The organism is Pseudomonas sp. GW821-FHT01E05, from assembly GCF_059422425.1.
Genome location: NZ_JBWKWW010000003.1, coordinates 337,171 through 357,717, shown reverse-complemented (window position 1 = coordinate 357,717; position 20,547 = coordinate 337,171). Strand labels below are relative to the sequence as shown.

The window sequence follows — 20,547 nt, the reverse complement described above, 5'->3', positions numbered from 1 at the left end:
CTTCATTCTCAAGATTCGGGCCCGGGGGGCTGAGTGTGCCGCTGGATTTGTCTGTGTAGCGCTCGCTCCAATTCAAGCATGGAGTGCTCAATGGCTTTTGCGCAGGCATCGACCTTCTCCGTGCTGGCATTTTCGATACAGGATTGCTCAAGTGCTTCGCAATGATCAGTCAGCGAAAAGGCTTGCACCATTCGAGCTGCGCCCTTGATCTTGTGCGCGATATCGATCAGCGATTGCCTCTCACCCTCATGCTGGAGTGCGTGCAGTGTCTTTCGGTCCTGACGGGTGCTGCTTAGAAGTTCAGTGAGCAAGCGTAGAACGAGTTGTGGATTCCCTCCGGTCATCAAGTGCAGGCTATCGGGATTGAAGGCGTTGTTGAAGGGTAATGGCTTGAGTTCGGCCAGCCGTTGATTCAACGCGGTAAGGCTGATGGGTTTGAACAGGCAATCGTTCATCCCGGCCTGTTTGCAGCGGTGCTTTTCCTCCTGCTGGGCGTTGGCGGTGAACCCCAGAATTGTGCACGGGGGCAACTGCCCCTGTTGTTCGTTCTCACGGATGGCCCGGGTGAGTTCATAGCCATTCATGACGGGCATGTTGCAGTCCGCGATCACCAGATCGAAGTGCCCGTCTGCCCAGGCCCGCAAACCCGCAGCGCCTTGGTGAGCGACCGTATAGTGATGACCAAGGAACCCAAGTTGCTGGCACATGAGCAAACGGTTTGCCGGGTGATCGTCGACCACCAGGACGTTTAATACGGCACACGCGGCAGGAGGAGCAGGAACGACCTCGTAGATCATCAATTTGGGCGGCAGGTTGGTCATTTTCAACGACACATGAACTTGAGTACCTACCCCGGCCTGGCTGGTTAAAGTCAAAAGCCCTCCCATCATTTCACACAAACTGCGGCTGATGACCAGGCCCAGACCAGTACCACTCCTGGCCAGATGGTTGGGGCTTTCAGCCTGAGCAAAGGGTTCGAACAGGCGTTGTTGGTCATCTTCGCTAATACCAATTCCCGAGTCCTGAACCTGCAACTGCATTTGAATCTGTTGTGGTTCTTCGGTGGGTTGTATATCGACCCGGATCTTGACTTGACCGTGTACGGTAAACTTGATCGCGTTGCTGACCAGATTGCTCAGTATCTGTTTGAAACGCAGAGGATCAATCAGTGCATCGGTCTCCTGCACATTCGAATTGAATTCCAGTAACAGGTTGAGGTTTTTTTGCCTGGCCAGTCCGTCAAAAACCCGAATCACCGACTCGATGATCGCGCGCAAGTTGACTTGCTCAGGGGCAAGGCTTAAACGGCCTGACTCGATGCGGGCGATATCGAGAATATCGCCGATCAGATCCAGCAGATCCTTTGCCGAGTTGTACGCTACTTCAATGGCCGGGCGATCAAGGTGACCCTGGTCAGCACGTTTCAAGGTTAATTCGAGCATGCCTATCACTGCATTCATTGGTGTGCGAATTTCATGACTCATGGTTGCCAGGAATGTACTTTTAGCTCGATTTGCGTCATCGGCCTGTTCTTTAGCCATCCTCAGTTCATCGAACAGTTGGCGGCGTTCGCTGATGTCGATCCAGCCTCCAATGATGCCCCGGACCTCTCCTGTCGAGTCACGGTAGGGGAGAATCCAGTGGTAGATTGTCAGTTCTCGTTTGCCGATATGCAGCGTGCGATCGAGGATCAAAGGAATGCCTTCGGCCACCACCCGTTGATAATCGGCCTGGTATTCGCGTGCTTCAAATTCGTTGCTCAACCCCCCTTGCATGACGTTTTTGCCAATGACCTCTTCTCGCGTGGTGCAAAAGGCCTCCAGATAGCTGTCGTTGCAGCTTTGTAGACGTCCTTCCCGATCACGCACGTAAATAGGATGCGGCGTTCCGTTAACCAGGGCTCGCATGAATTCAAACTGATCATTGAGTGCCCGTTCGGCCATTTGCCGCTGTTTGATTTGCCTGCGCATATAGGCATTCCAGGCCAGGGAAATCAGCAACAGCAGACCGATACCCAAAACAATCTGGTAAAACAGGCGGTGATAGCTGCGCCAGTAACTGTCGGCAGGCGTCGTATGGCCACGCCAGCGACTGTTGATGATTCCGAGTTCGTCCGGCGCAATGCTCAAAAGTGCCTTGTCGATGATGGAGTTCAGTTCCGTCGCACTTCGTGCCGTAGCCAGTGAGAAGGCTGCTTGCCGGGTCCCGATAGTGGCACTGATCTGGAGCTTGTCCTGGAACGCCTGCGATGAGACGAAGTAGTTGGCTATCACCAGTGAATTCACGGCACCTTCGACCTGGCCTTGGGCTAGCAGCTCGGTCGCTCTGAAGGTGTCACGGGTCTCAACCAGGCGGATGAGTGGAAACTCACTGCGCAGAAAACTCACCAAAGGATCGCCTCGGGTGATTGCCAGACGTTTGCCTTGAAGTTGCTCAAGGTTGGCGAAGCTTGCGGAGCCTTTTTGAGTCAGCAGTACATATGAGGTTTCCAGATAAGGGCGGCTGAAGCTGAGTTTGCTCTCCCGTTCATTGCCGGGCGGGATGGCAGCTATGATGTCAGCTTTGTTCTCTTCAATCTGCTTGATCATTTCGCTGACACCGCGGCTACGCTGAATCTCGAAACGCAAGCCGGTGCGCAGCCTGATCAGTTCCAGCAGGTCCGCGGTGATGCCGCGCAAGTTGTTATCGGCGTCGAAGAAGGTGAGTGGGGCGAAGGCCTCGTTCACTACGACGCGAACAATCGGATGCTGTGTCAGCCAGCGCTCTTCTGCAGAGGTCAGTTGCAGTTTGTGGTCAGTGAGAAGAATGTCGCTTCCGGCGCTCCAGCGTTTAGCGATATTTTCTCGCTCACCGGGTGGTACGGCCTTGAGGATCGCATTGATAACAGTGAGCAGGTTCTGGTCATCTTTGCGCACCGCAAAGCCGAAGCCATTGGCCTCGTGTTTGCCGAAGTTGGCCATCTGGATGTTTTTCAGATAACCCTTGTTGATCATGTAATGAGTCGAAATGGTGTCGCCGAGGAAGACATCCGCCTGATCAAAGGCAACGGCGTTGATCGCATTCTGATACGAGGGGAAGGTGGTGATGATGGCCTTGGGGTATAGCGCCTTTATTTCATCCAGCGGCAGGTAGTGATAGACCATACTCAGGCGCATGTTCGCGAGGCCATCGGTCAGCGAGCGGTTTTCTCTTTTTCGAGTCACCAGGACCGGCTGGTCCACGGCGTAGGGCGTTGAAAGCAATAGGTTCGGGTTATTGGCCTCAAAGCCGTTAGCGGTACCGAGCAGGTCGATGTATCCCTTCTCAAGTGCCTCTATGGCTGCCTCCCTTGAGGCAAAACGTTGCACCCTCATGGGCAGGGCCAGCGTTTTTGCGAGGATACCTGCGTAATCTGCCGTGAGCCCTTCGTAGTCATGACCGCTGGTGGTCAAGTCAAAGGGAGGGTAATCCGCAGCGGAAGTGCCCAGGACCAGTTCGCGCTTGTTTTGGACCGGCAGCAGTTGTGTTCTGTCCAGTTGGACTTCCATGTGACCGCCGCCTGAGCGACTGAGCAGCGTGTAGTGCTCGATGCCGTTTTGTGTAGCGGACACAGAGGTGCTCAGGCAAAAACCTGCGCTCAATAATATTAAATAGTCCTTTAAACGCCAGGGCATCCTGTTTCTCACACTAGCGCATTACGTTTTGCCATCTCGATAAGTTCTACCATGGACTTGGCTTTGAGCTTTTGCATGAGTCTTTTTTTATAGGTGCTGACGGTCTTGTTGCTAAGAAACATTCCATTGGCAATTTCCTTGTTTGTACGGCCTTGAGCAAATAGTTGCAGTACCATGAGCTCTCGGTCATTGACCGATTTAAATAAGTCCAGCTCGATAGATGATTTGTCATCCAGTCGAGCAGGGTTCAAGGCCTGACTCGGAAAGTAGTTGTAACCGGAGAGGACCGCTTTGATGGCACTTATCAATTCGCTCAAGTCCTCCTGCTTGCAGACATAACCGGAGGCTCCGGATTGCATGCAGCGGATGGCAAAAAGGGAGGGTGATTGTGCCGTCAGAACCAACGTTTTCAGGGGCGTACTCATTGCATTAAAACGCGAGAGAACTTCCAGTCCGTCGAGTTTAGGAATGCTGATGTCGAGGATGATCAGGTCCGGCATACATTCCCGGACCATTTGCATGGCATCAACTCCATTATCCGTCTCACCGACTACTCTATAGCCTTCATGCTCTAACAATATACGGACTGCAAGGCGGATAACGGGGTGGTCGTCGACAATAAAAACCGAGTTCATAATCAAATCCCATGCGAGCGCAAATAAAGCGCGCACCTTAGCTCAGATGGGGGCGCACAGGCATGAACTGACTGGTCTGCTGGTGCAATATAGGATGAGTCCTACATGAGAAAAGGCGATGGATTACCCTTGGGCAAGGTTTGGTGGAATGGTGACTCAATTTTTAACCGATATGTAAGTGGAAGTGATTTAAAATATGGTGTTTTTCACTGGGGGCTCGTAAATATTCCTACTCGAAGTGTGGCTAGTTTCTTAAACACGTGAGCCGCCGCTTGTTGTGGGTTCGCTATTTATTGCTGCGCAGACCAGTAGCGTTTTCAGTTCCCGGTGGTTCAGCGGTTTGGTCAAGTAACCGAGTAGTGGCAGGCCGCGCTCACTCGCCTGGTTTTTCAGCTCGTTCAGTTCATTCAGAGTGAGGCTGCTTAAAATGATGGCTCTGTGTATAAAACCTTGACGGCTTGCCAGGTCAATCAGTTCAAGACCCAGAAGGTCTGGCAAGCACTGATCACACAGGAGAATTTCGAATGGCATTTGTGCCTGTTGCATTAGCCTTAATGCGCTTTCGGCATTGTGGGCCGGGGTCAACTGGTGGAAGCCATAACTGTTAAGTAGACATTGGGTTGCTGTCAGCTGAAAAGGATGGTCCTCCACCAGCAGGATGCGCACGTCGTGTTTGAGCATATCGTTTTCCATGCGCAAGAGCCCATCCTGGTCGAGTTCAACGACCGGGCAATGGTTCGCCAGCCTCGGGATTGCTTTATTGACGGTCCGTGGACGATGGGGTCGGTTCATTATGTCGTACAGGATGGAGGGCGATTATTTCGCGAATATGCAGATAAATTCGATCAGTTTGCTCAGCACGTACTGTAGGGGGATTCTCTGGGTGCTGGGATGTACCCGAAGTTTGAGAAAATTCGGTCAGCCGCAGAGGGAATTTCTGACACGGCTGACCGATAGTTTTTACTGCGGACTGGAGCGTCCGGTCATCTCTCGCGCCATCTCGCTGGCGTAACTGTCTGTCATGCCAGCAATGAAATCGATCATGCGCAGGAAGGATGCGTGCAAAGGCCGGCTCGGGTCGGGGGCATTGTTACCCAGCAGGTCGAGGATGCGACGGTTTTTGAAGGATGGCGTACGACCTCCATGCTGTTCCAGGGCGGCACCGCAAAAGGCATTCAGCAGAATTTCCAGCGTGGTGTAAGCCCCGATTTCATGCAAGGTCTTGCGCTTGTCCTGGAAAATTTTCTTGCGTGCCATGTCTTTGGCATTCAAAACGCAACGCTTGGCTGGACCGTGCATATGTTCGACCAGGTCGCCATGGAGTGTGCCGGCCAATAGCGCATCCTGTTGTTCAACAAACGCTCGTGCGGCGGCATTGGTCAGGTGCTCAATAGCTTTGCCGCGCAGGATCGCGAGCTTGCGCCGACGCGAATCCTGCGGCCCGAGCAGGCGATAGGTTTCCGGTAGATCATCACCGACCAGCCCCAGCAGCAAAGACTCGACTTCGGCATATTCCAGAAGCTCCATCTCCAGGCCGTCCTCAAGGTCGATCAAGGCGTAGCAGATGTCGTCGGCGGCCTCCATCAGGTAGACCAGAGGATGACGAGCCCAGCGTTGTTCCTCAAGCTGAGGCAGGCCGAGTTTATGAGCAATCTGCTCCAGCAGCGCCAGCTCGCTCTGATAGCAACCGAACTTGTGCTTCTTGTAGCCCAATGAGTCCGCGTGACGGGCGGTCCACGGGTATTTCAGGTAGGTGCCGAGTGTCGCGTAGGTCAGCCGCGTACCGCCGTCGAACTGGTGGTATTCCAGTTGGGTGAGCACTCGAAAACCTTGAGCATTACCTTCGAAATTGAGGAAGTCATTGCGCTCGACTTCGGTCATGTCGTCAAGCCAGCCGCGGCCTGCGGCCTGCTGGAACCAATGGCGGATCGCATCTTCGCCCGAGTGACCGAACGGTGGGTTGCCGATGTCGTGAGCCAGGCAGGCCGATTGCACCACCATGCCCAAGTCGCTGGGTTCGCACCAGTCAGGCAGGGCGCTGCGGATCGTTTCTCCCACGCGCATGCCCAGTGAGCGACCCACACAGCTTACTTCCAGGGAGTGGGTCAGACGCGTATGGATATGATCGTTACTGGAAACCGGATGCACCTGAGTCTTGCGGCCCAGGCGGCGGAAGGCGCCAGAGAAGATGATGCGGTCGTGGTCTTTATGGAACGGACTGCGGCCGAGTTCTTCCGGGCTGTGCAACGGCTTTCCGAGTCGTTCGCGGGTAAGCAGGGTTTGCCAATCCAAGGCTGGTTCTCTCCGGCGAGTGTCAACAGACCCTAGCTTCCCGGTTCGCGCACCTCGCTGCAAGTGGAACTAGAGCCCCAGCGCGTCAATATCGATCAGCAGTAAGCGCTGACCGTTGTCGAAGAATTGGCCAGCGGTGAGGCAATACTGGTTGCTGGTGGCGTCGCGGTAGGTGTTGGACAGCGTCAGTCTGCGTTCATCCCAGCCCTCTGCCAGCAAGTGATAGAAGTACGGCCGCCAGGACCAGTTGTGGCCCAGGTAACTGCTGTCTGCCTGCCAGGCATTGTTGCGCCATTCAAGATTGGGGGTGAGTTGCGTGCCATGGCGGTCACATTGATAAAAGCGCAGCAACCATGGGAAGGCGTGCAGTTGGGGTAGTTGGCTGAGTGGCGCTTGAGCCTGTGCCCATGCTTGCAGAATGCCCATCAGTTCGCCGAGCTGTTGGCGCATCACCATCAAGCGGGCCCGCTCGGTCAGTTTTTGTTGAACATAACGTTCGCGCAGTCGGGCAAAGCGTTCGACGAACGCATCGGTGGGGAAGAGCCCGACCTCGGCTTTGGCGAACAGATAGCCCTGGACATAGCGTGATCCGCATTCCAGGGCGAAATTCAGTTCGGCCTCGGTTTCCACACCTTCAGCGATGATCCAGCACCCGGTTTTTTCTGCCATCTGCGCCAGCGCTTTGACTACATCACTGCTGGGCCCGCCGCGAGCCGCAGCCTGGAACAAGCGCATATCCAGTTTGAGAATGTCTGGTTGTAACGCCAGTACACGATCCAGCTGAGAATAGCCGGCACCGAAATCATCGATCGCGATGCGCGCACCTGCCTGTCGATAACGCTCCACAACCTCAGACAAACGCTGGACGTTTCCGCCCAGTTCAGTGATCTCGAATACGATGCGTCGAGGATCAACGCCATGCCGCTGCAATTGTTTGAGGCTCGGCAGCGCCTGGCCAGAGCGTAAGCGGCTGATCCAGCGAGGTGACATATTCAGGCTCAGGAACCAGTCTTGAGGGGCCTCATGCAGGCGACTCAAAGCGTTGTCGCGGACCAGGCGATCAAGGCGTCGTAACGAGGCAGAAGGTGTTCGCGGATCTGCAAACAACGGCCCGACCGAGGTCAATTGACCATCGGCCTGACGCAGGCGGCCCAGGGCTTCGACTCCGGCAATGCGACCGGTTGCGGTGTCGATGAATGGCTGAAAGCAGGCAAGCGGTTGCCCGTCGATCACAGAGCCTCCTTAGTAAGGTCTTGTTGGGGATGTGCCTCGGCTATCGGGTAGACAGGCAGGACCAGACCCCGCGATAAAGAGGTCTGATCCATGAGCTTTGCAAGAATGCAGCCAGACTAGCTTTTGCCAGAGGAGCCTTGCATCGCCAGCTTGATCAGCGGCAACAGGCTGGTGCCGAGACTGACCAGCCGGGTGAGACTGCTGATGCCACCGCCCTTGGCGCCTTTGCCGGTCAGAAACCCCAGCAAGGTCACTGCGGCAACGCCCCAGAGTGGCGCGTGCTTGATGCCGAAGCCGTCCTTCATGTTTTGTGTCATCCCTCGCACACGCTGTAAGGGTCGCAGCAGGTTCTGGGATTCATGGCGGATTTCCTGGCGATGCATTTCCATGCGCAACCGGATCAAGGCCTTGCGCATCTCGTGCCGGGTATGGAGTTGGGGTATCTCAGGCGGGCTCATGGCAGCAGGCGCTCCCTGTCGTTGGCCAACTCTTCAAGCGTGGCACTGAAGGGTGATGACTCGTCGAAGATTGCCGCTTTCATACGCAGCGCGCAAAAGAGTGCGGCGAGCGTATAGAAGACACACAGGCCGATAATTGCGGCCAGGCGATAAGTGTCCCAGAGCAGGATCAATACCAATACCGAGAGCCCAACCAATAACAGCAAGGCAAAAACCAGTGCCAGACCTGCGAACAACAACAGGCTTACGGTCCGTGATTTTTGCTCTTGCAACTCGATACCGAACAACTCGACATGGCTGTGCAACAAACCCAGGAAAGCGGCACCCAAGCGCCGGGATGAGGTGCTTGGGCCCGTTGCGGACGAGCCGGATTCGTCAATAGGCATATTAGCGCCGCGTCGCCAGCAGGCCGATCAGAAAGCCTACCCCGGCGGCAATTCCCACCGACTGCCATGGGTTGGCCTGTACGTAGTCTTCGGTGGCGGTGACCGCAGCTTTGCTGCGTTCGCGCAGGGAGTCTTCGGTCAGTTGCAGGGTTTCGCGGGCGCGCAACAGACTGTCGTGGATCTGGCTGCGCAGTTCATCAGCTTGATCACCGGCCAGTGTCGCGGTGTGCTCCAGCAACCTCTCGGTGTCATTGACCAGCGTTTGAAAATCCGCCATCAGTATTTCTTGAGCAGTCTTTGCTGTTTTGCTGGCCATGGTTATCTCCGTAGGTGGCTTCTGAATGTTTCGAGTATGAGGCTTGCCGGAAGGTTCAGCGCAATTGCCTGGTACAGCTTTTGCTTTGTCATGGTGCGCAGGCGAGCGATGTTGCGCTGAAGCTGGGCGTAAATGTGGCGCGAGCCATGAAAACCTTAACCTAAATAATTAAAACCCGCGAAAAACCCCTAGCGGCGATTGCCTGTTCGCAATTCCTGCGCCAAAGCGGTTCACCCATACAAAAGCCGTTGCCAAGGCGGGTGCCAATTTGGTGCGCAAAAGGAGTTCTTGAACTGCTTTGGTGCTTTTTCCTGCATTCAGGTCTGCCATCTCCATGGAAAATTTGCAAAGTGCTGTGGACAGTCTGGTCCATAGCTCCAACACGCTGTTCATTCTGATGGGCGCGGTCATGGTCCTGGCCATGCATGCCGGTTTCGCCTTCCTTGAAGTGGGTACGGTCAGGCAAAAAAACCAGGTCAACGCGTTATCGAAGATCCTCAGCGATTTCGCCATTTCGACCTTGGCCTACTTCTTTATAGGCTATTGGATTTCCTATGGCGTCAGTTTCATGCAGCCAGCGGCGGTGATCAGTGCCGATCATGGTTATGGGCTGGTGAAGTTTTTCTTCCTGCTGACCTTTGCTGCGGCGATTCCGGCGATCATCTCCGGGGGGATTGCCGAGCGAGCCAGATTTGCCCCGCAGCTCTGTGCGACGGCGCTGATCGTGGCGTTCATTTATCCTTTCTTTGAAGGCTTGGTGTGGAACGGCAATTTTGGTCTGCAAGCCTGGTTGCTGGCGCGCTTTGGCGCGAGTTTCCATGACTTCGCAGGATCGGTGGTGGTGCACGCCATGGGCGGTTGGCTGGCGCTTGCGGCGGTACTGTTGTTGGGGCCGCGGCAGGGCCGTTACCGCGATGGACGATTGGTGGCCTTCGCACCGTCGAGCATTCCGTTTCTGGCGTTGGGGTCGTGGATCCTGATTGTCGGCTGGTTCGGCTTCAACGTGATGAGTGCGCAAACGCTGCAAGGGCTCAGTGGCCTGGTCGCGGTCAACTCGTTGATGGCGATGGTCGGCGGCACCGTGGCGGCTCTGATCGTCGGTCGCAATGACCCGGGCTTCCTGCATAACGGCCCATTGGCCGGGCTGGTGGCGATTTGCGCAGGTTCCGACTTGATGCACCCGGTCGGCGCACTGGTAACCGGCGCCATTGCCGGGGCTTTGTTCGTGTGGTGCTTCACCGCCGCGCAAGGGAAATGGAAGATTGATGATGTGTTGGGTGTCTGGCCGTTGCATGGGCTTTGCGGCGTCTGGGGCGGGATTGCTTGCGGAATTTTCGGTCAGAGCGCTTTGGGAGGTCTGGGCGGAGTCAGTTTGATCAGCCAGTTGATTGGAACCTCTGTGGGTATCGTCATAGCCTTTGCCGGGGGCTTTGCGGTGTATGGCGCGATCAAGTATTTCCATGGTCTGCGGTTGAGCCAGGAAGAGGAGTATTACGGGGCTGATTTGTCCGTGCACAAGATCGGCGCAGTGAGCCTGGATTGATTGTGCGAATCTGAAATTGCTTTACCTGCAGGAGCCGAGCTTGCTCGCGATGAACGATGGCGAGGCTTGCCTGATGCACCGCGCCGCCTGCATCGCGAGCAAGCTCGGCTCCTACAGGCCTTGTGCTTCCCTTCCATCCGCTTTATTACCCGCCCAGCAATCGTGCTTCACAGGCCTCGAGGGCTGACAAGGTGCCGGACATCAGTACTGTGTCACCTGCCTGCAGGTGGGTGACAGCGTCAGTTGCCAGTTCGTTGCCACCGCGCTGCACGGCCTGCACGTCCACGCCCAGCTGCTCCAGCGCCAGATCGTTCAGCGGCAAGCCGCAGGCATGGGCGCCGGTACCGAGATTGACTGCATGCATCAACACCTTGGGCTGCCCCCGGTTGTCCAGCAGGTTGCTCTGCGCGCCGTGATAAAAACCATGCAGAAGGCGATAGCGGTTGTGCCGGACTTCGTCGACGTTGGCCTGGACCTGTTGTTCGGGTAATCCGAGCATGATCAGCGCATGAGAGGCCAGCATCAGGCTTGACTCGAGCAACTCCGGGACAACCTCGTTGGCGCCTGCGGCTTTCAACTCAGCCAATTGGCTGTCATCCCGGGTTCGAACCAGAATCGGGACGTCAGCGTTGATTCGGCGGGCTTCCTTGAGCACGATCAAGGCGATGTCAGTCTTGTCCACGGCAATCACCAGCAACCGTGCCCGCTCGAGTCCGACGGCCGCGAGCAACTCGCCGCGACGTGAGTCGCCATAGTGCACGCAACTTTCACCGGCCGCGGCTTCCTGGACTCGCACCGGGTCGTCATCGAGCGCGATGAATCGCTGTTGTTCGCGCCGCAGAAAACGGCCGATGGACTGGCCCACACGACCATAACCGCAGATCACCACATGCCCGTGCAATTCGGCATTCAGCTCGGTGATTTCTTCCAGTTTCGCCTCCTCATTGGGTTTGCGATGCAAGCGGGCGGCGATGCCTGGGGCTGCGCGCAATAGCAGCGGCGTCAACAGCATCGAACAGAAGGTTGCCGCCAGCAGAGGACCGCTCATGTCGGTGGGCATCAAATTGCTCTGTTGCATCTGCGCCATTAGCGCAAAACAGAATTCGCCTCCTTGAGCCAGTGCCAGTCCGCTACGCCAGGCTGTTTCGCCGTCGCTACCGCGCCATTTGACCAGAGCCGTCACCACGGCGCCCTTGATCAGCAACAGCGCCAGCGTCAGACCCAGGATATATACACCGTGGCTGGCGAATAACTGCAGGTCGATCAACATGCCGATACTGACGAAGAACAACCCCAGCAAAATATCGCGGAACGGCCGGATATCGGCTTCGATCTGATGCCGGTAATGGCTTTCCCCCAGCAGCATGCCGGCTAGAAAGGCACCCAGGGCAGGAGAGAGCCCCAGCAGATGAGTCAACCAGGCGGTCAGTAGCACGATGACCAATGCCAGCAGCACGAACAACTCGGCGGAATGGGACGCGGCGACTTCATGGAACAGTCGTGGCAGCAACCAGCGACTGGCCAAAAGCAGGCCGACAAACAGCACGACAGTTTTCCCCAGGGTGGTCGGCAGCGCCCAATACCAGGCCTGATCACTGCTGCCGGCAAACACTGGAACCAGTGTCAGCAAGAGCACCGCGACCACATCCTGGAACAACAGCACGCCGATTGCATTCTGGCCGTGGCTGCTGAAGATCTCGCCCAGACCGGTCAATTCTTTGCTGACGATGGCGGTCGAAGACAGTGCCAGGCCGGCCCCGAGTAACAAGGCTGAGGTAGTCGGCACTCCGGACAGCAACAACACGCCGCCCAGCAGTACACCTGTAACCAGCACCTGCAGGCTGCCCAGACCGAAGACCACGTGACGTAACGCGAGCATTTTAGACAGGGAGAATTCAAGCCCCAGTGAAAAAAGCAGGAAGACCACGCCCAGCTCGGCCAGGTCCGGTAACTCTTCGCTGTCATTCACCCAGCCGAATGCAGTTGGCCCCACCAGCAGGCCGACGCACAGATAGCCCAACACCGGTGGCAGTTGCAGGCGCCGGAACAGTGCAATCACCACCAGTGACGAGGCGAGGATGATCAACAGGTTTGCGAACACAGAAGTCTCCGGTCAGGGGCGTTGACTAGCAGAGCGTAGAGGCAAAGAAGCCGCGAGCATCGCGCAATCGGCTCTGAGGGAGAATGATCTGCGTCATTCTTGTGTGGAGCTACCTGATGTCGGCGGCTGATGGTTATGTCCGGTCAGGTAAATCCCTTGGCTCGACGTGTTTTCCCGTCGGGCCTAGAATGAATGCCTATTCCTTGGTGGTCTGTTTGTCATGCCTTCTGAATGCCAGCTATTCGGCACCCTTGGTTGCCATCTCTGTGAACTTGCCGAAGCCGAAGTGATGCCCTTGGTCGAGCGCGGTTTGTTGGTGGAACTGGTCGACATTGCCGAAAACGAAGCATGGGTCGAAGACTACGGCTTGCGTATCCCGGTCCTGCGACGTATCGATACCGGTGCCGAACTGGATTGGCCCTTCGATGCCGAGCAGGTCGTAGCTTTTTTGCGTTGATCAATACTGGCTCTGCGCTTGTCGATCCTTCTGTAATCCGTTGGCGAGAGACGTAATATTCGGTTACTGTATGTCTATACAGCTATCGAGTGTTCTGCCATGTCTCTCAGCTGGCGAATCAAGAAAACAGAGGGAAATCCCATGGTCAATGTCGAACAATTGAAGAGCAGCGTGAACCGGATGTCCGCTGACGTCGTCCGCGAGGCCGTGCTCGAATTGCGTCTGGATGGTCTGGTCACGGAAGGGAAAACTCCCTTCAACAAGCTGCACTTCAATACCTGCTTCGCTGAAATCGAAGCCTTGTTTCAGCGCGCGGGTTACCACCGGCAGCTGGATGTGGTGGGTTATCAGGGGGTGTTGTATGCGCTTTATGATCCAGGACGCTGGGAGGCTGTTGATGTACTGCGCTGGCTCAAAGAGTTTACCGAAGCCGCGGCGCAACCCGGGATGACTCATGCCTGAGGGCCGTGAGTTGCCTGTGCCCGAAACTCTCCTAGGTTCACTTGCGCCCTTGCTGGATAATGCCTGCCTGCACTAATGCTCAGAGCCCTTGTATGTCTACGCCATCTTTTAACGCTGCACAGAATCAAGCGAGTACGTTGTATCTGCCTCCGGGCTCATGGCCGACCGTGCTCGAGTGCCTGTGTGAACACTTTAGTGCTATCAGCCGCGAGCAATGGCTGGACCGGATCGCTCGTGGGCGCGTTCTGGACGGCAATGGTGTAGCGATTACCGTTGGCTTGCCATACAGGGAAGGTCTGCGGATACATTATTTTCGTGAGGTGCCTGACGAAAAACCGATCCCGGTGCTGGAGTCGATTCTCTATGCCGATGAGCATCTGGTCGTAGCGGATAAACCGCACTTTCTACCGGTCACCCCGGCGGGTGAGTATGTTGAACAGACCTTGCTGCGACGTCTGATCCGTCGTCTGGATAACCCGCATTTGGTGCCGTTGCATCGAATCGACCGGCATACGGCGGGGCTTGTGTTGTTTTCGGCCAATCCCGAGAGCCGTTCGGCTTATCAGTCGTTGTTTCCTACCCGCAAAATCGAGAAACGCTACGAGGCTATTGCCCGAGCTTTGCCGGAGTTGTCATTCCCATTGGTTCACAAAAGCCGATTGGTCGATGGCGAACCCTTCTTCCGCATGCAGGAAGGCCCTGGGGTCAGCAACACCGAAACGGCTGTCGCGGTCAGCGAGAAAAATGGTGAGCTTTGGCGTTACGCGTTGTCTCCCGTCACAGGTAAAAAACACCAGTTGCGGGTGCACATGAGTGCGTTGGGGGCGGGTATTTGTAATGACCCGTTCTATCCCGATGTTCTCAAGGATGCCGAAGATGACTATGCGAACCCGCTGAAGCTGCTGGCTCAAGGTTTGCGCTTTATCGACCCGCTGACGGGGCAGGGGCGTCATTTTGAAAGCGAAATCACCTTGCAGTGGTGATTCCCGGTAACGGTTGCGTCAGGTTATTGAGGCGCTAATCGGGACTTCTCCCCGTAAAAACGATAAAACCCGCACAAGGCGGGTTTTATCTATATCTGACAGTCGCCGTTGGGCTTACAGGTCTTTAACGGTACGAACCTGATTTTTGTTGATGCGGGTGTGTTTGCCGTCAAGCTGTTCGAACTCGTAGAAACCCGAATCCTTATCGAATCTGGGTGTGTCGACAGACTGGATTTCACGGCCGTCATTCAGAGTGATCACAGCGGGCGATGCGCAACCGGCGAGCGTGGCGAGACCCAGTGCAAGCATCAGGGTGGCGAGTGTCCGTTGAATCATTTGGTGTCTCCGAATTGAATATTTTTGATTACTGATTTGAGACGTATACAACGCGCGCAAGCTCCTTGGCTAGCGTCAATCCGACACGCTGTTGTGCTGGCGTAACAGCTCAGGGGTATTCAAATTGGCCAGGCGGTGATCGTTTTCGGGGCACTGCAAGGCGTTGGCACCCAGCCTGCGCATGAGTCTGCCCGGGCTGCGTTCACCGTCATCCCAAGCGCTTTGGAAAGCAGCCGCAAGCGCCGTCGGGATAATGCACAGCAGTGGTTCCCAGTGCTCCCCATGGCGCAGCATCAGCGGTTTGTCCGGATGCTGACTGGCGGTTTCGCGCATTGCGTTCAGCAGACTGGCATCAATTTGCGGTACGTCGCAGGGCAATACCAGCAGATGAGTATGTCGAGCAACCGCCAGCCCTGCGCGAATACCGGCCAGTGGGCCAGGGAACTCGTCGCTGTCGTCCTGGACCAATTGGTCGGCAAAGGGCGCGTATTTATCCTGGTTGCGGTTGCAGGAGATGATCAGATCATCACTCAACCCGCGCGTCTTGCGGTGCAGATGAGCAATCAATGGCTGGCCCTGCCACTCCAGCAAACCCTTGTCCTGACCGCCCATGCGTTGCCCGCGCCCGCCCGCCAGGAGGAGAATGGAGCAGGGCGGCAGTTGAGTATTCGAATTCATGAAGCGTCTCCGCAGGGGCAGCGAAACAGGACGCTGTGATATAACACCGGGCTGTTTCTCCTACAACTGGATCGAGCCTATGAAAGCCAAGGCTGATGTACCTTTTGCACCGTTGAACATCGCGGTGTTGACTGTCAGCGACACCCGCACCCTGGAAACCGATACTTCCGGACAGGTCTTCGTCGACCGTCTGAGCGCCGCTGGCCATAACCTGGCCGCGCGGGTTCTGCTTAAAGATGATCTCTACAAAATCCGCGCGCAAGTCGCGACCTGGATAGCCGAAGACGTCGTGCAGGTGGTGTTGATTACCGGCGGTACCGGGTTTACTGGCCGCGATAGCACGCCGGAAGCGGTCAGTTGCCTGCTCGATAAACAGGTTGATGGTTTCGGCGAGTTGTTCCGGCAGATTTCGGTCGCGGACATTGGCACTTCAACCGTGCAATCGCGGGCCTTGGCCGGATTGGCCAATGGCACGCTGGTGTGTTGCCTGCCAGGTTCGACCAATGCAGTTCGCACCGGATGGGACGGGATCCTCGCAGAGCAACTGGACTCGCGGCATCGGCCGTGCAACTTCGTCCCGCATCTGAAGCAGGCCGCACCCTGTGAATCCCGTGGGTAAGCCGGGCAAGACCGGAGCCTTGATGCCGGTCGAAGACGCGTTGGCGCGCTTGCTGGCCATGGCTCAAGCCTCGCCGATTCGCGAGTGCGAGCAGCTGCCATTGGCACAGGTTCAAGGCCGGGTTTTGGCTGACGATTTGAATTCGACCCTGGATCTCCCGCCCTGGCCTAACAGCGCGATGGATGGCTATGCGTTGCGCCTTGCCGACTGGAACGGAGACGCGCTGGCGGTCAGCCAGCGGATATTCGCAGGTCAGGCACCAGAGCCGTTGGCACCGGGCACCTGTGCGAGGATCTTCACGGGCGCTCCCGTGCCCGCAGGGGCCGACTGCGTCGAGATGCAGGAAAATGCTGAAGTGCTGGCCGATGGATGCGTGCGCTTCACTGAAACACTGCGCGCGGGACAGAATATTCGTCCACAAGGCCAGGAAACTACTGTCGGTGAACAGGTGTTGTCGGCGGGCACTCGCCTGGGACCGATCGAGCAAGGTTTGGCTGCTTCCCTGGGCTGCGCGCAGCTGAATGTGATTCGCCGGGTGCGGGTGGCCGTGCTGTCTACTGGTGACGAGCTGATCGAACCAGGACAACCGCTTGGGCCAGGGCAGATCTACAACAGTAATCGCGTGCTGCTGTGCAGCTGGTTGCAGCGCCTGGGTTGCGAAGTGGTTGATGCCGGAATCTTGCCTGATGATCTACCGACCACCCGTAATCGACTCGCTGAGTTGGCAGATGTTGACCTGATCCTTTCCACGGGTGGTGTATCGGTGGGAGAAGCGGATTTCCTCGGTGTCGCCCTGCGTGAAGAAGGTGAGCTGGCGCTTTGGAAACTGGCTATCAAACCCGGAAAACCGCTGACTTTTGGACACTTTAGAGGCGTGCCGGTGATCGGTTTGCCGGGCAATCCTGCGTCGACCCTGGTGACGTTTGCGTTGTTGGCCCGGCCTTATCTGTTGCGCCGACAGGGGGTGGTGGAGGTGCAGCCGTTGCAGTTCCAGGTGCCAGCAGGGTTTGTCTGGCCCAAGCCGGGCAACCGTCGAGAGTACCTGCGAGGGCGCCTGGAACATGGGCGAGCAATCATCTATAAAAATCAGAGCTCCGGGGTATTACGCAGTGCGGCCTGGGCCGAGGGATTGGTTGAAGTGCTGGAGGGGCGCACGCTGGCTGAGGGCGACTGGGTGAACTTCATTCCGTTGAGTGAAGTGCTGGGGTGAGCCTTGGCGGCTCAACCGGGCCCGGCCTGAACAGGGCCGGGCGCAGTAATAGTCTGGAGCGGGCTAGCGGATCAGCGCTTGCAGAAGTTGACCGAAACGGCTGTTGGAAATCCAGGCCAGAAGAGTAATCAGCATCAGCAGCGCTGCTGCTACAGCCGAGCAGGCGAGCATGCCCTTGATGGATTTAGCGTTGCCAGGCGATTTATCGAGACCGTCGTGCATATATTCCGGGCGAGCAACCATGCGGCGGGCGTTTACATCGCTGGGTAACGCGCTCCTCTGCAGCTGATCGATACTCGGGTTTGAGCCCCTTGAGAGCTTCTCATTGTTCATGTCCATGCACTTCCTTGTGTGAGGCGTCGTTCGCGCGAAAAACAATGGCTCACGAACGTTCTTCGATTACCTCATTCAGGTCAATTAAGCCGATTCGCAGTGTGCTGTCAGAAAATTTACCGGAGGATGGGCGGCTTGATTCGATAGCTGTCGGGATGATCAATAATCGGTTAGTCATCGAGGCTGATGATCGATCCGCTCCGACCTGCCAGCCATTGCGCGCTGCCCTTCCTGGCCTGGATTCAGTGCCGGAGAAAAGCCCCGTCCGTCGTCGCTGATGAACAGTGCCAGGCCCTGAGTTTTCCTTAACTTCCAACAGACGCTCGACCAGTTCCTGGGGCTGAAACTTGATCGATTTCAGCGAGTGACGATGCTGGACCCAGACGCTGGTCAATGCGGCCAGATTCAGTGCCACCAGGCGAAGGGTGCTGGCTGCGCAGCAAACCTTCGTCGAACGCCCCGCGCGCGCCCCGGTAAGGCATAAATAGACGAAGCACGCGCGGTGATCGGGGCCCGGTCGACACTGCACAGCTAAAAGTGCGCAGTTTCTGGCCCGACGGCTGGCAGGCTTGTCGACAGGGGGACGCTCTGCGTGACTTTGGCCATCTGGGTGATTTCCACCTGCAACTTATCCTTGCCGAGCAGGTCGTCGGCCAGCTTCTGCGAAAACGGCCAGTAGTTCAGTTCGGCAGTCAAGGTGAGCGGCCCGACGGCGTCGGTCGGCACCATGAAGGAGAACGCCCGAATATCGTAGCCCTTGGGCAGAATGCGGTTATCCGAGAGAATTTGCGTGGCACTCCAGACATCGACGTCCAACTCTTTGCCGTCCTTGTCGCCCAGGTGCACTTTGAAGTTTCGCGTGTCGTCCTCGGTCTTACCGTCCTTGATCGAGCCCAGCCGATAGAGCTCGCGACCACTGGCATCGAGCACCCGGAAATCGATCCACATCTCCCGTCCCTCCGGAAAGCCGGTCGGCAGCTTGTGCCCGGCGCCGACATTGGCAACTTTGACAGCTACCGAGGTGTATTGCCCGGGAATGATGGCTGCCGGCAGTTGCTGGAACTTTATTTCCCCTGCGCGCGCGAGCATGTCGCGCGAGTGTTGCGCGCCCTCTTCCTGACCGAGATGCTTGAGCACCATAGAGTTGGCTCCGCTGAACCAATGTGAGGCGACCTGTTCGCGGTCTGGCCCCATGATCGCGGCCTTACCCGCAAAACTCGACATATGGCAGCTCTGGCAGGTTTTATCGTCAAGGCTGTAAGAGCTCTCCTGCCATTCGTCATAGGTGCGCTCGACCGCCACACTGCTGAACGGGTGCGTGACGTTGTGGCAGGTGGCGCAAAAGTCCGAGCGCGTGTGCAGAGGGGAATACACGGTGTCGTGATAGGGCGAAACGGCGTCTTTACGCGGGCCGAACTTAGTCGGTTTACCGTGCGCTCGAGGGCTCAAGACATAGGCGCCGTTATCGAGGCCCGTGCGGGCACTGATGTTGTGGCAGGTCTCGCAATCGACCCCAGGCATCGGATGATTCTTCGCGCTGTCTTCAATCGAGGAGCGGTTGAGTTCCGAATTGATCTGCCCGGTCGTGAGACCGATCGGGGTATGGCAGCCGGTGCAGAAGTTATCGACCTTGCCCTCGGTGGCCGAGCTCGCACGCTTGAGCAAGGCCCGATAGATGGGTTCATCCCAGGCTTGGGACATCATCGACGAGCGCCACTGCTTGTAGATCTCCGTATGGCAAGCGCCACATATCTGGGCATTGTCGAAGTCCTTCACATTCAAAACCAGGTTGCCAGTGGTATTGGCCCGATGCGGAAAGAACGGCATACCGCCATTCACATGCATGAGCTTGGAGCGTGCCGGCTCCAGCCACTTTTCATTACCTTGATTGTCATTGCCCTGAGGTTCGTCGGCCGCAACCAGCGTTACCGTCAGCAGGCCGGCTAGAAAGCACAAAAAACGGCGAACTAAAGGTCTGTGCCTGGGCGAGTGTTTGCGTATAGGGTTAAAGCGCAAACCTGCACGCACCACGAAAAGCGGCATGAACAATACCGTCAGCGAAATATTCAAGTCGATAATGCTTAGCCTGACATTCTCCGGTACCTTGAATAAGGCCGCGAAAGAGCCGGCGCACATCATCCATAGAATAATAAAAGCCAATAACAAGTGCAGCGCTACCTGCAATAACGTGTGTTTATGGTGGTTCATGAAAGTTTCCCCAAGACGATTGCAGAGGGTGACCGCAACACGTCTATTGAGTTGACAGAGGTACTTCATGATTCATGCCGATGGTTATATGTAATCACTCAATGGGGCACTTACAACTCCCCGACTCTCCACCTTTCATGAACGGGACAAACTCACTCAGCAATTACTCTGCCAGCATTCTGACGAAATATGCGTGACAGCCTGAAAGCCCCGTAAACACTGGCTTGAGCCTGAAGTGATGGGTTCATCAAAACGCGAATACTGCTGGGTAATGGCACCCATTAGTGGGGGGGGTATACCGAAGTTGGGGGAGTGTGTGACCGCTCTTTCTGCCCGTCGCTGCTCATCTCCGCCCGGCAGGATTTTAAACTAACGAATGACTCGCTCGACACACAAGATTTTAAAAAAATTGACTACTAAAATTTTCCATTGCAGCTAGAGTGAATCTAGGTAGCCGCCACACTGTGACAGGAGGGCATTTCAATTCAGCATACAAAATAGCGCTTCGCCTAATTTGACTACGCTTCACGCCAGCCAACTTCGAGTCGACGTGATAACTCGCGCGAACAGAAATATTTCTGGCCAGGAATTCATCTCGCAAAAGGAAAGTCCCCGAACTCGGCAACCCCAAACTGAATCGAGTA

The 20,547-nt window shown here is 56.3% G+C and carries 19 protein-coding genes and 1 pseudogene; 6 read left to right on the top strand and 14 right to left on the bottom strand.

Translation table 11 applies throughout. From position 1 onward, the window contains the following. Positions 1-8 precede the first annotated feature (8 nt). The 8 genes from AC07W5_RS08170 to AC07W5_RS08135 form a co-directional block, all read right to left on the bottom strand. Positions 9-3,653: a transporter substrate-binding domain-containing protein gene (locus tag AC07W5_RS08170; protein ID WP_495023160.1), complete on the bottom strand. Its 3,645-nt coding sequence runs from the start codon at positions 3,651-3,653 to the stop codon at positions 9-11. Positions 3,654-3,661: 8 nt separating this feature from the next. Beyond that, complete coding sequence (locus AC07W5_RS08165) at positions 3,662-4,288, bottom strand: response regulator (protein WP_494992449.1); 627 nt, start codon at positions 4,286-4,288, stop codon at positions 3,662-3,664. Between the two features lie 252 nt (positions 4,289-4,540). Continuing rightward, positions 4,541-4,969 carry a response regulator gene (locus AC07W5_RS08160; protein WP_495010735.1) on the bottom strand — a complete coding sequence of 143 codons (429 nt, stop codon included), beginning with the start codon at positions 4,967-4,969 and terminating at the stop codon, positions 4,541-4,543. A gap of 279 nt (positions 4,970-5,248) precedes the next feature. After that, on the bottom strand, positions 5,249-6,580 hold the full coding sequence (locus AC07W5_RS08155; protein WP_494992447.1) for a deoxyguanosinetriphosphate triphosphohydrolase: 1,332 nt from the start codon (positions 6,578-6,580) through the stop codon (positions 5,249-5,251). Positions 6,581-6,649: 69 nt separating this feature from the next. Then, positions 6,650-7,813 (bottom strand): EAL domain-containing protein, encoded by a 1,164-nt coding sequence (locus AC07W5_RS08150; protein WP_494992446.1) that lies wholly within the window; start codon positions 7,811-7,813, stop codon positions 6,650-6,652. A gap of 116 nt (positions 7,814-7,929) precedes the next feature. Then, positions 7,930-8,271 carry a hypothetical protein gene (locus AC07W5_RS08145; protein WP_495023159.1) on the bottom strand — a complete coding sequence of 114 codons (342 nt, stop codon included), beginning with the start codon at positions 8,269-8,271 and terminating at the stop codon, positions 7,930-7,932. Beyond that, on the bottom strand, positions 8,268-8,657 hold the full coding sequence (locus tag AC07W5_RS08140) for a phage holin family protein (RefSeq protein WP_494992444.1): 390 nt from the start codon (positions 8,655-8,657) through the stop codon (positions 8,268-8,270). The genes AC07W5_RS08145 and AC07W5_RS08140 overlap by 4 nt, the downstream gene beginning before the upstream one ends. Position 8,658: 1 nt before the next feature. Beyond that, positions 8,659-8,973 carry an ElaB/YgaM/YqjD family protein gene (locus tag AC07W5_RS08135; RefSeq protein ID WP_419116508.1) on the bottom strand — a complete coding sequence of 105 codons (315 nt, stop codon included), beginning with the start codon at positions 8,971-8,973 and terminating at the stop codon, positions 8,659-8,661. 334 nt (positions 8,974-9,307) lie between these two features. On the opposite strand from AC07W5_RS08135, the gene AC07W5_RS08130 reads away from it, so the two are divergent. Continuing rightward, complete coding sequence (locus AC07W5_RS08130; protein ID WP_494992443.1) at positions 9,308-10,516, top strand: ammonium transporter; 1,209 nt, start codon at positions 9,308-9,310, stop codon at positions 10,514-10,516. A gap of 145 nt (positions 10,517-10,661) precedes the next feature. Here AC07W5_RS08130 and AC07W5_RS08125 read toward each other — a convergent pair whose 3' ends face one another. Next, entirely contained in the window at positions 10,662-12,617 is a 1,956-nt protein-coding gene (locus tag AC07W5_RS08125) for a monovalent cation:proton antiporter family protein (protein ID WP_495010640.1), read from the bottom strand. A 220-nt stretch (positions 12,618-12,837) separates the two neighbouring features. Between AC07W5_RS08125 and AC07W5_RS08120 the strand changes: the two genes are divergently transcribed. The 3 genes from AC07W5_RS08120 (at position 12,838) to AC07W5_RS08110 (ending at position 14,519) form a co-directional block, all read left to right on the top strand. Next, positions 12,838-13,074: a glutaredoxin family protein gene (locus AC07W5_RS08120; RefSeq protein WP_494992441.1), complete on the top strand. Its 237-nt coding sequence runs from the start codon at positions 12,838-12,840 to the stop codon at positions 13,072-13,074. Positions 13,075-13,215: 141 nt separating this feature from the next. Then, positions 13,216-13,536, top strand: a complete 321-nt coding sequence (locus AC07W5_RS08115; RefSeq protein WP_494992440.1) for a transcriptional regulator — start codon at positions 13,216-13,218, stop codon at positions 13,534-13,536. 92 nt (positions 13,537-13,628) lie between these two features. Then, on the top strand, positions 13,629-14,519 hold the full coding sequence (locus AC07W5_RS08110) for a pseudouridine synthase (protein WP_495023158.1): 891 nt from the start codon (positions 13,629-13,631) through the stop codon (positions 14,517-14,519). A gap of 114 nt (positions 14,520-14,633) precedes the next feature. On the opposite strand, the gene AC07W5_RS08105 is transcribed toward AC07W5_RS08110, so the two are convergent. Both AC07W5_RS08105 and mobA read right to left on the bottom strand, forming a co-directional pair. Then, positions 14,634-14,855, bottom strand: a complete 222-nt coding sequence (locus AC07W5_RS08105; protein WP_495010637.1) for a YgdI/YgdR family lipoprotein — start codon at positions 14,853-14,855, stop codon at positions 14,634-14,636. A 75-nt stretch (positions 14,856-14,930) separates the two neighbouring features. Further along, positions 14,931-15,533 carry a molybdenum cofactor guanylyltransferase MobA gene (gene mobA / locus AC07W5_RS08100; RefSeq protein WP_494992437.1) on the bottom strand — a complete coding sequence of 201 codons (603 nt, stop codon included), beginning with the start codon at positions 15,531-15,533 and terminating at the stop codon, positions 14,931-14,933. Between the two features lie 79 nt (positions 15,534-15,612). Between mobA and moaB the strand changes: the two genes are divergently transcribed. After that, positions 15,613-16,152: a molybdenum cofactor biosynthesis protein B gene (gene moaB, locus AC07W5_RS08095; protein ID WP_489071459.1), complete on the top strand. Its 540-nt coding sequence runs from the start codon at positions 15,613-15,615 to the stop codon at positions 16,150-16,152. Positions 16,153-16,174: 22 nt separating this feature from the next. Continuing rightward, complete coding sequence (locus AC07W5_RS08090; RefSeq protein WP_495023157.1) at positions 16,175-17,362, top strand: molybdopterin molybdotransferase MoeA; 1,188 nt, start codon at positions 16,175-16,177, stop codon at positions 17,360-17,362. Between the two features lie 63 nt (positions 17,363-17,425). Here AC07W5_RS08090 and AC07W5_RS08085 read toward each other — a convergent pair whose 3' ends face one another. The 3 genes and pseudogenes from AC07W5_RS08085 to AC07W5_RS08075 all read right to left on the bottom strand — a co-directional run bounded on the left by AC07W5_RS08085 (position 17,426) and on the right by AC07W5_RS08075 (position 19,903). After that, entirely contained in the window at positions 17,426-17,695 is a 270-nt protein-coding gene (locus tag AC07W5_RS08085; protein ID WP_495023156.1) for a hypothetical protein, read from the bottom strand. Between the two features lie 298 nt (positions 17,696-17,993). Then, positions 17,994-18,224 (bottom strand): annotated as a pseudogene (locus AC07W5_RS08080) (sensor histidine kinase); the annotation flags it as partial. A gap of 2 nt (positions 18,225-18,226) precedes the next feature. Continuing rightward, entirely contained in the window at positions 18,227-19,903 is a 1,677-nt protein-coding gene (locus tag AC07W5_RS08075; protein WP_495023155.1) for a multiheme c-type cytochrome, read from the bottom strand. Positions 19,904-20,547 lie beyond the last annotated feature (644 nt).

Coding starts and splice junctions, on each gene's coding strand:
- AC07W5_RS08115 (WP_494992440.1), top strand. CDS start 13,216: ATGGTCAATGTCGAACAATTGAAGAGCAGCGTGAACCGGATGTCCGCT.
- AC07W5_RS08170 (WP_495023160.1), bottom strand. CDS start 3,653: ATGCCCTGGCGTTTAAAGGACTATTTAATATTATTGAGCGCAGGTTTT.
- AC07W5_RS08160 (WP_495010735.1), bottom strand. CDS start 4,969: ATGCTCAAACACGACGTGCGCATCCTGCTGGTGGAGGACCATCCTTTT.
- AC07W5_RS08135 (WP_419116508.1), bottom strand. CDS start 8,973: ATGGCCAGCAAAACAGCAAAGACTGCTCAAGAAATACTGATGGCGGAT.
- AC07W5_RS08120 (WP_494992441.1), top strand. CDS start 12,838: ATGCCTTCTGAATGCCAGCTATTCGGCACCCTTGGTTGCCATCTCTGT.
- moaB (WP_489071459.1), top strand. CDS start 15,613: ATGAAAGCCAAGGCTGATGTACCTTTTGCACCGTTGAACATCGCGGTG.
- mobA (WP_494992437.1), bottom strand. CDS start 15,533: ATGAATTCGAATACTCAACTGCCGCCCTGCTCCATTCTCCTCCTGGCG.
- AC07W5_RS08105 (WP_495010637.1), bottom strand. CDS start 14,855: ATGATTCAACGGACACTCGCCACCCTGATGCTTGCACTGGGTCTCGCC.
- AC07W5_RS08145 (WP_495023159.1), bottom strand. CDS start 8,271: ATGAGCCCGCCTGAGATACCCCAACTCCATACCCGGCACGAGATGCGC.
- AC07W5_RS08130 (WP_494992443.1), top strand. CDS start 9,308: ATGGAAAATTTGCAAAGTGCTGTGGACAGTCTGGTCCATAGCTCCAAC.
- AC07W5_RS08085 (WP_495023156.1), bottom strand. CDS start 17,695: ATGAACAATGAGAAGCTCTCAAGGGGCTCAAACCCGAGTATCGATCAG.
- AC07W5_RS08140 (WP_494992444.1), bottom strand. CDS start 8,657: ATGCCTATTGACGAATCCGGCTCGTCCGCAACGGGCCCAAGCACCTCA.
- AC07W5_RS08090 (WP_495023157.1), top strand. CDS start 16,175: ATGCCGGTCGAAGACGCGTTGGCGCGCTTGCTGGCCATGGCTCAAGCC.
- AC07W5_RS08165 (WP_494992449.1), bottom strand. CDS start 4,288: ATGAACTCGGTTTTTATTGTCGACGACCACCCCGTTATCCGCCTTGCA.
- AC07W5_RS08110 (WP_495023158.1), top strand. CDS start 13,629: ATGTCTACGCCATCTTTTAACGCTGCACAGAATCAAGCGAGTACGTTG.
- AC07W5_RS08075 (WP_495023155.1), bottom strand. CDS start 19,903: ATGAACCACCATAAACACACGTTATTGCAGGTAGCGCTGCACTTGTTA.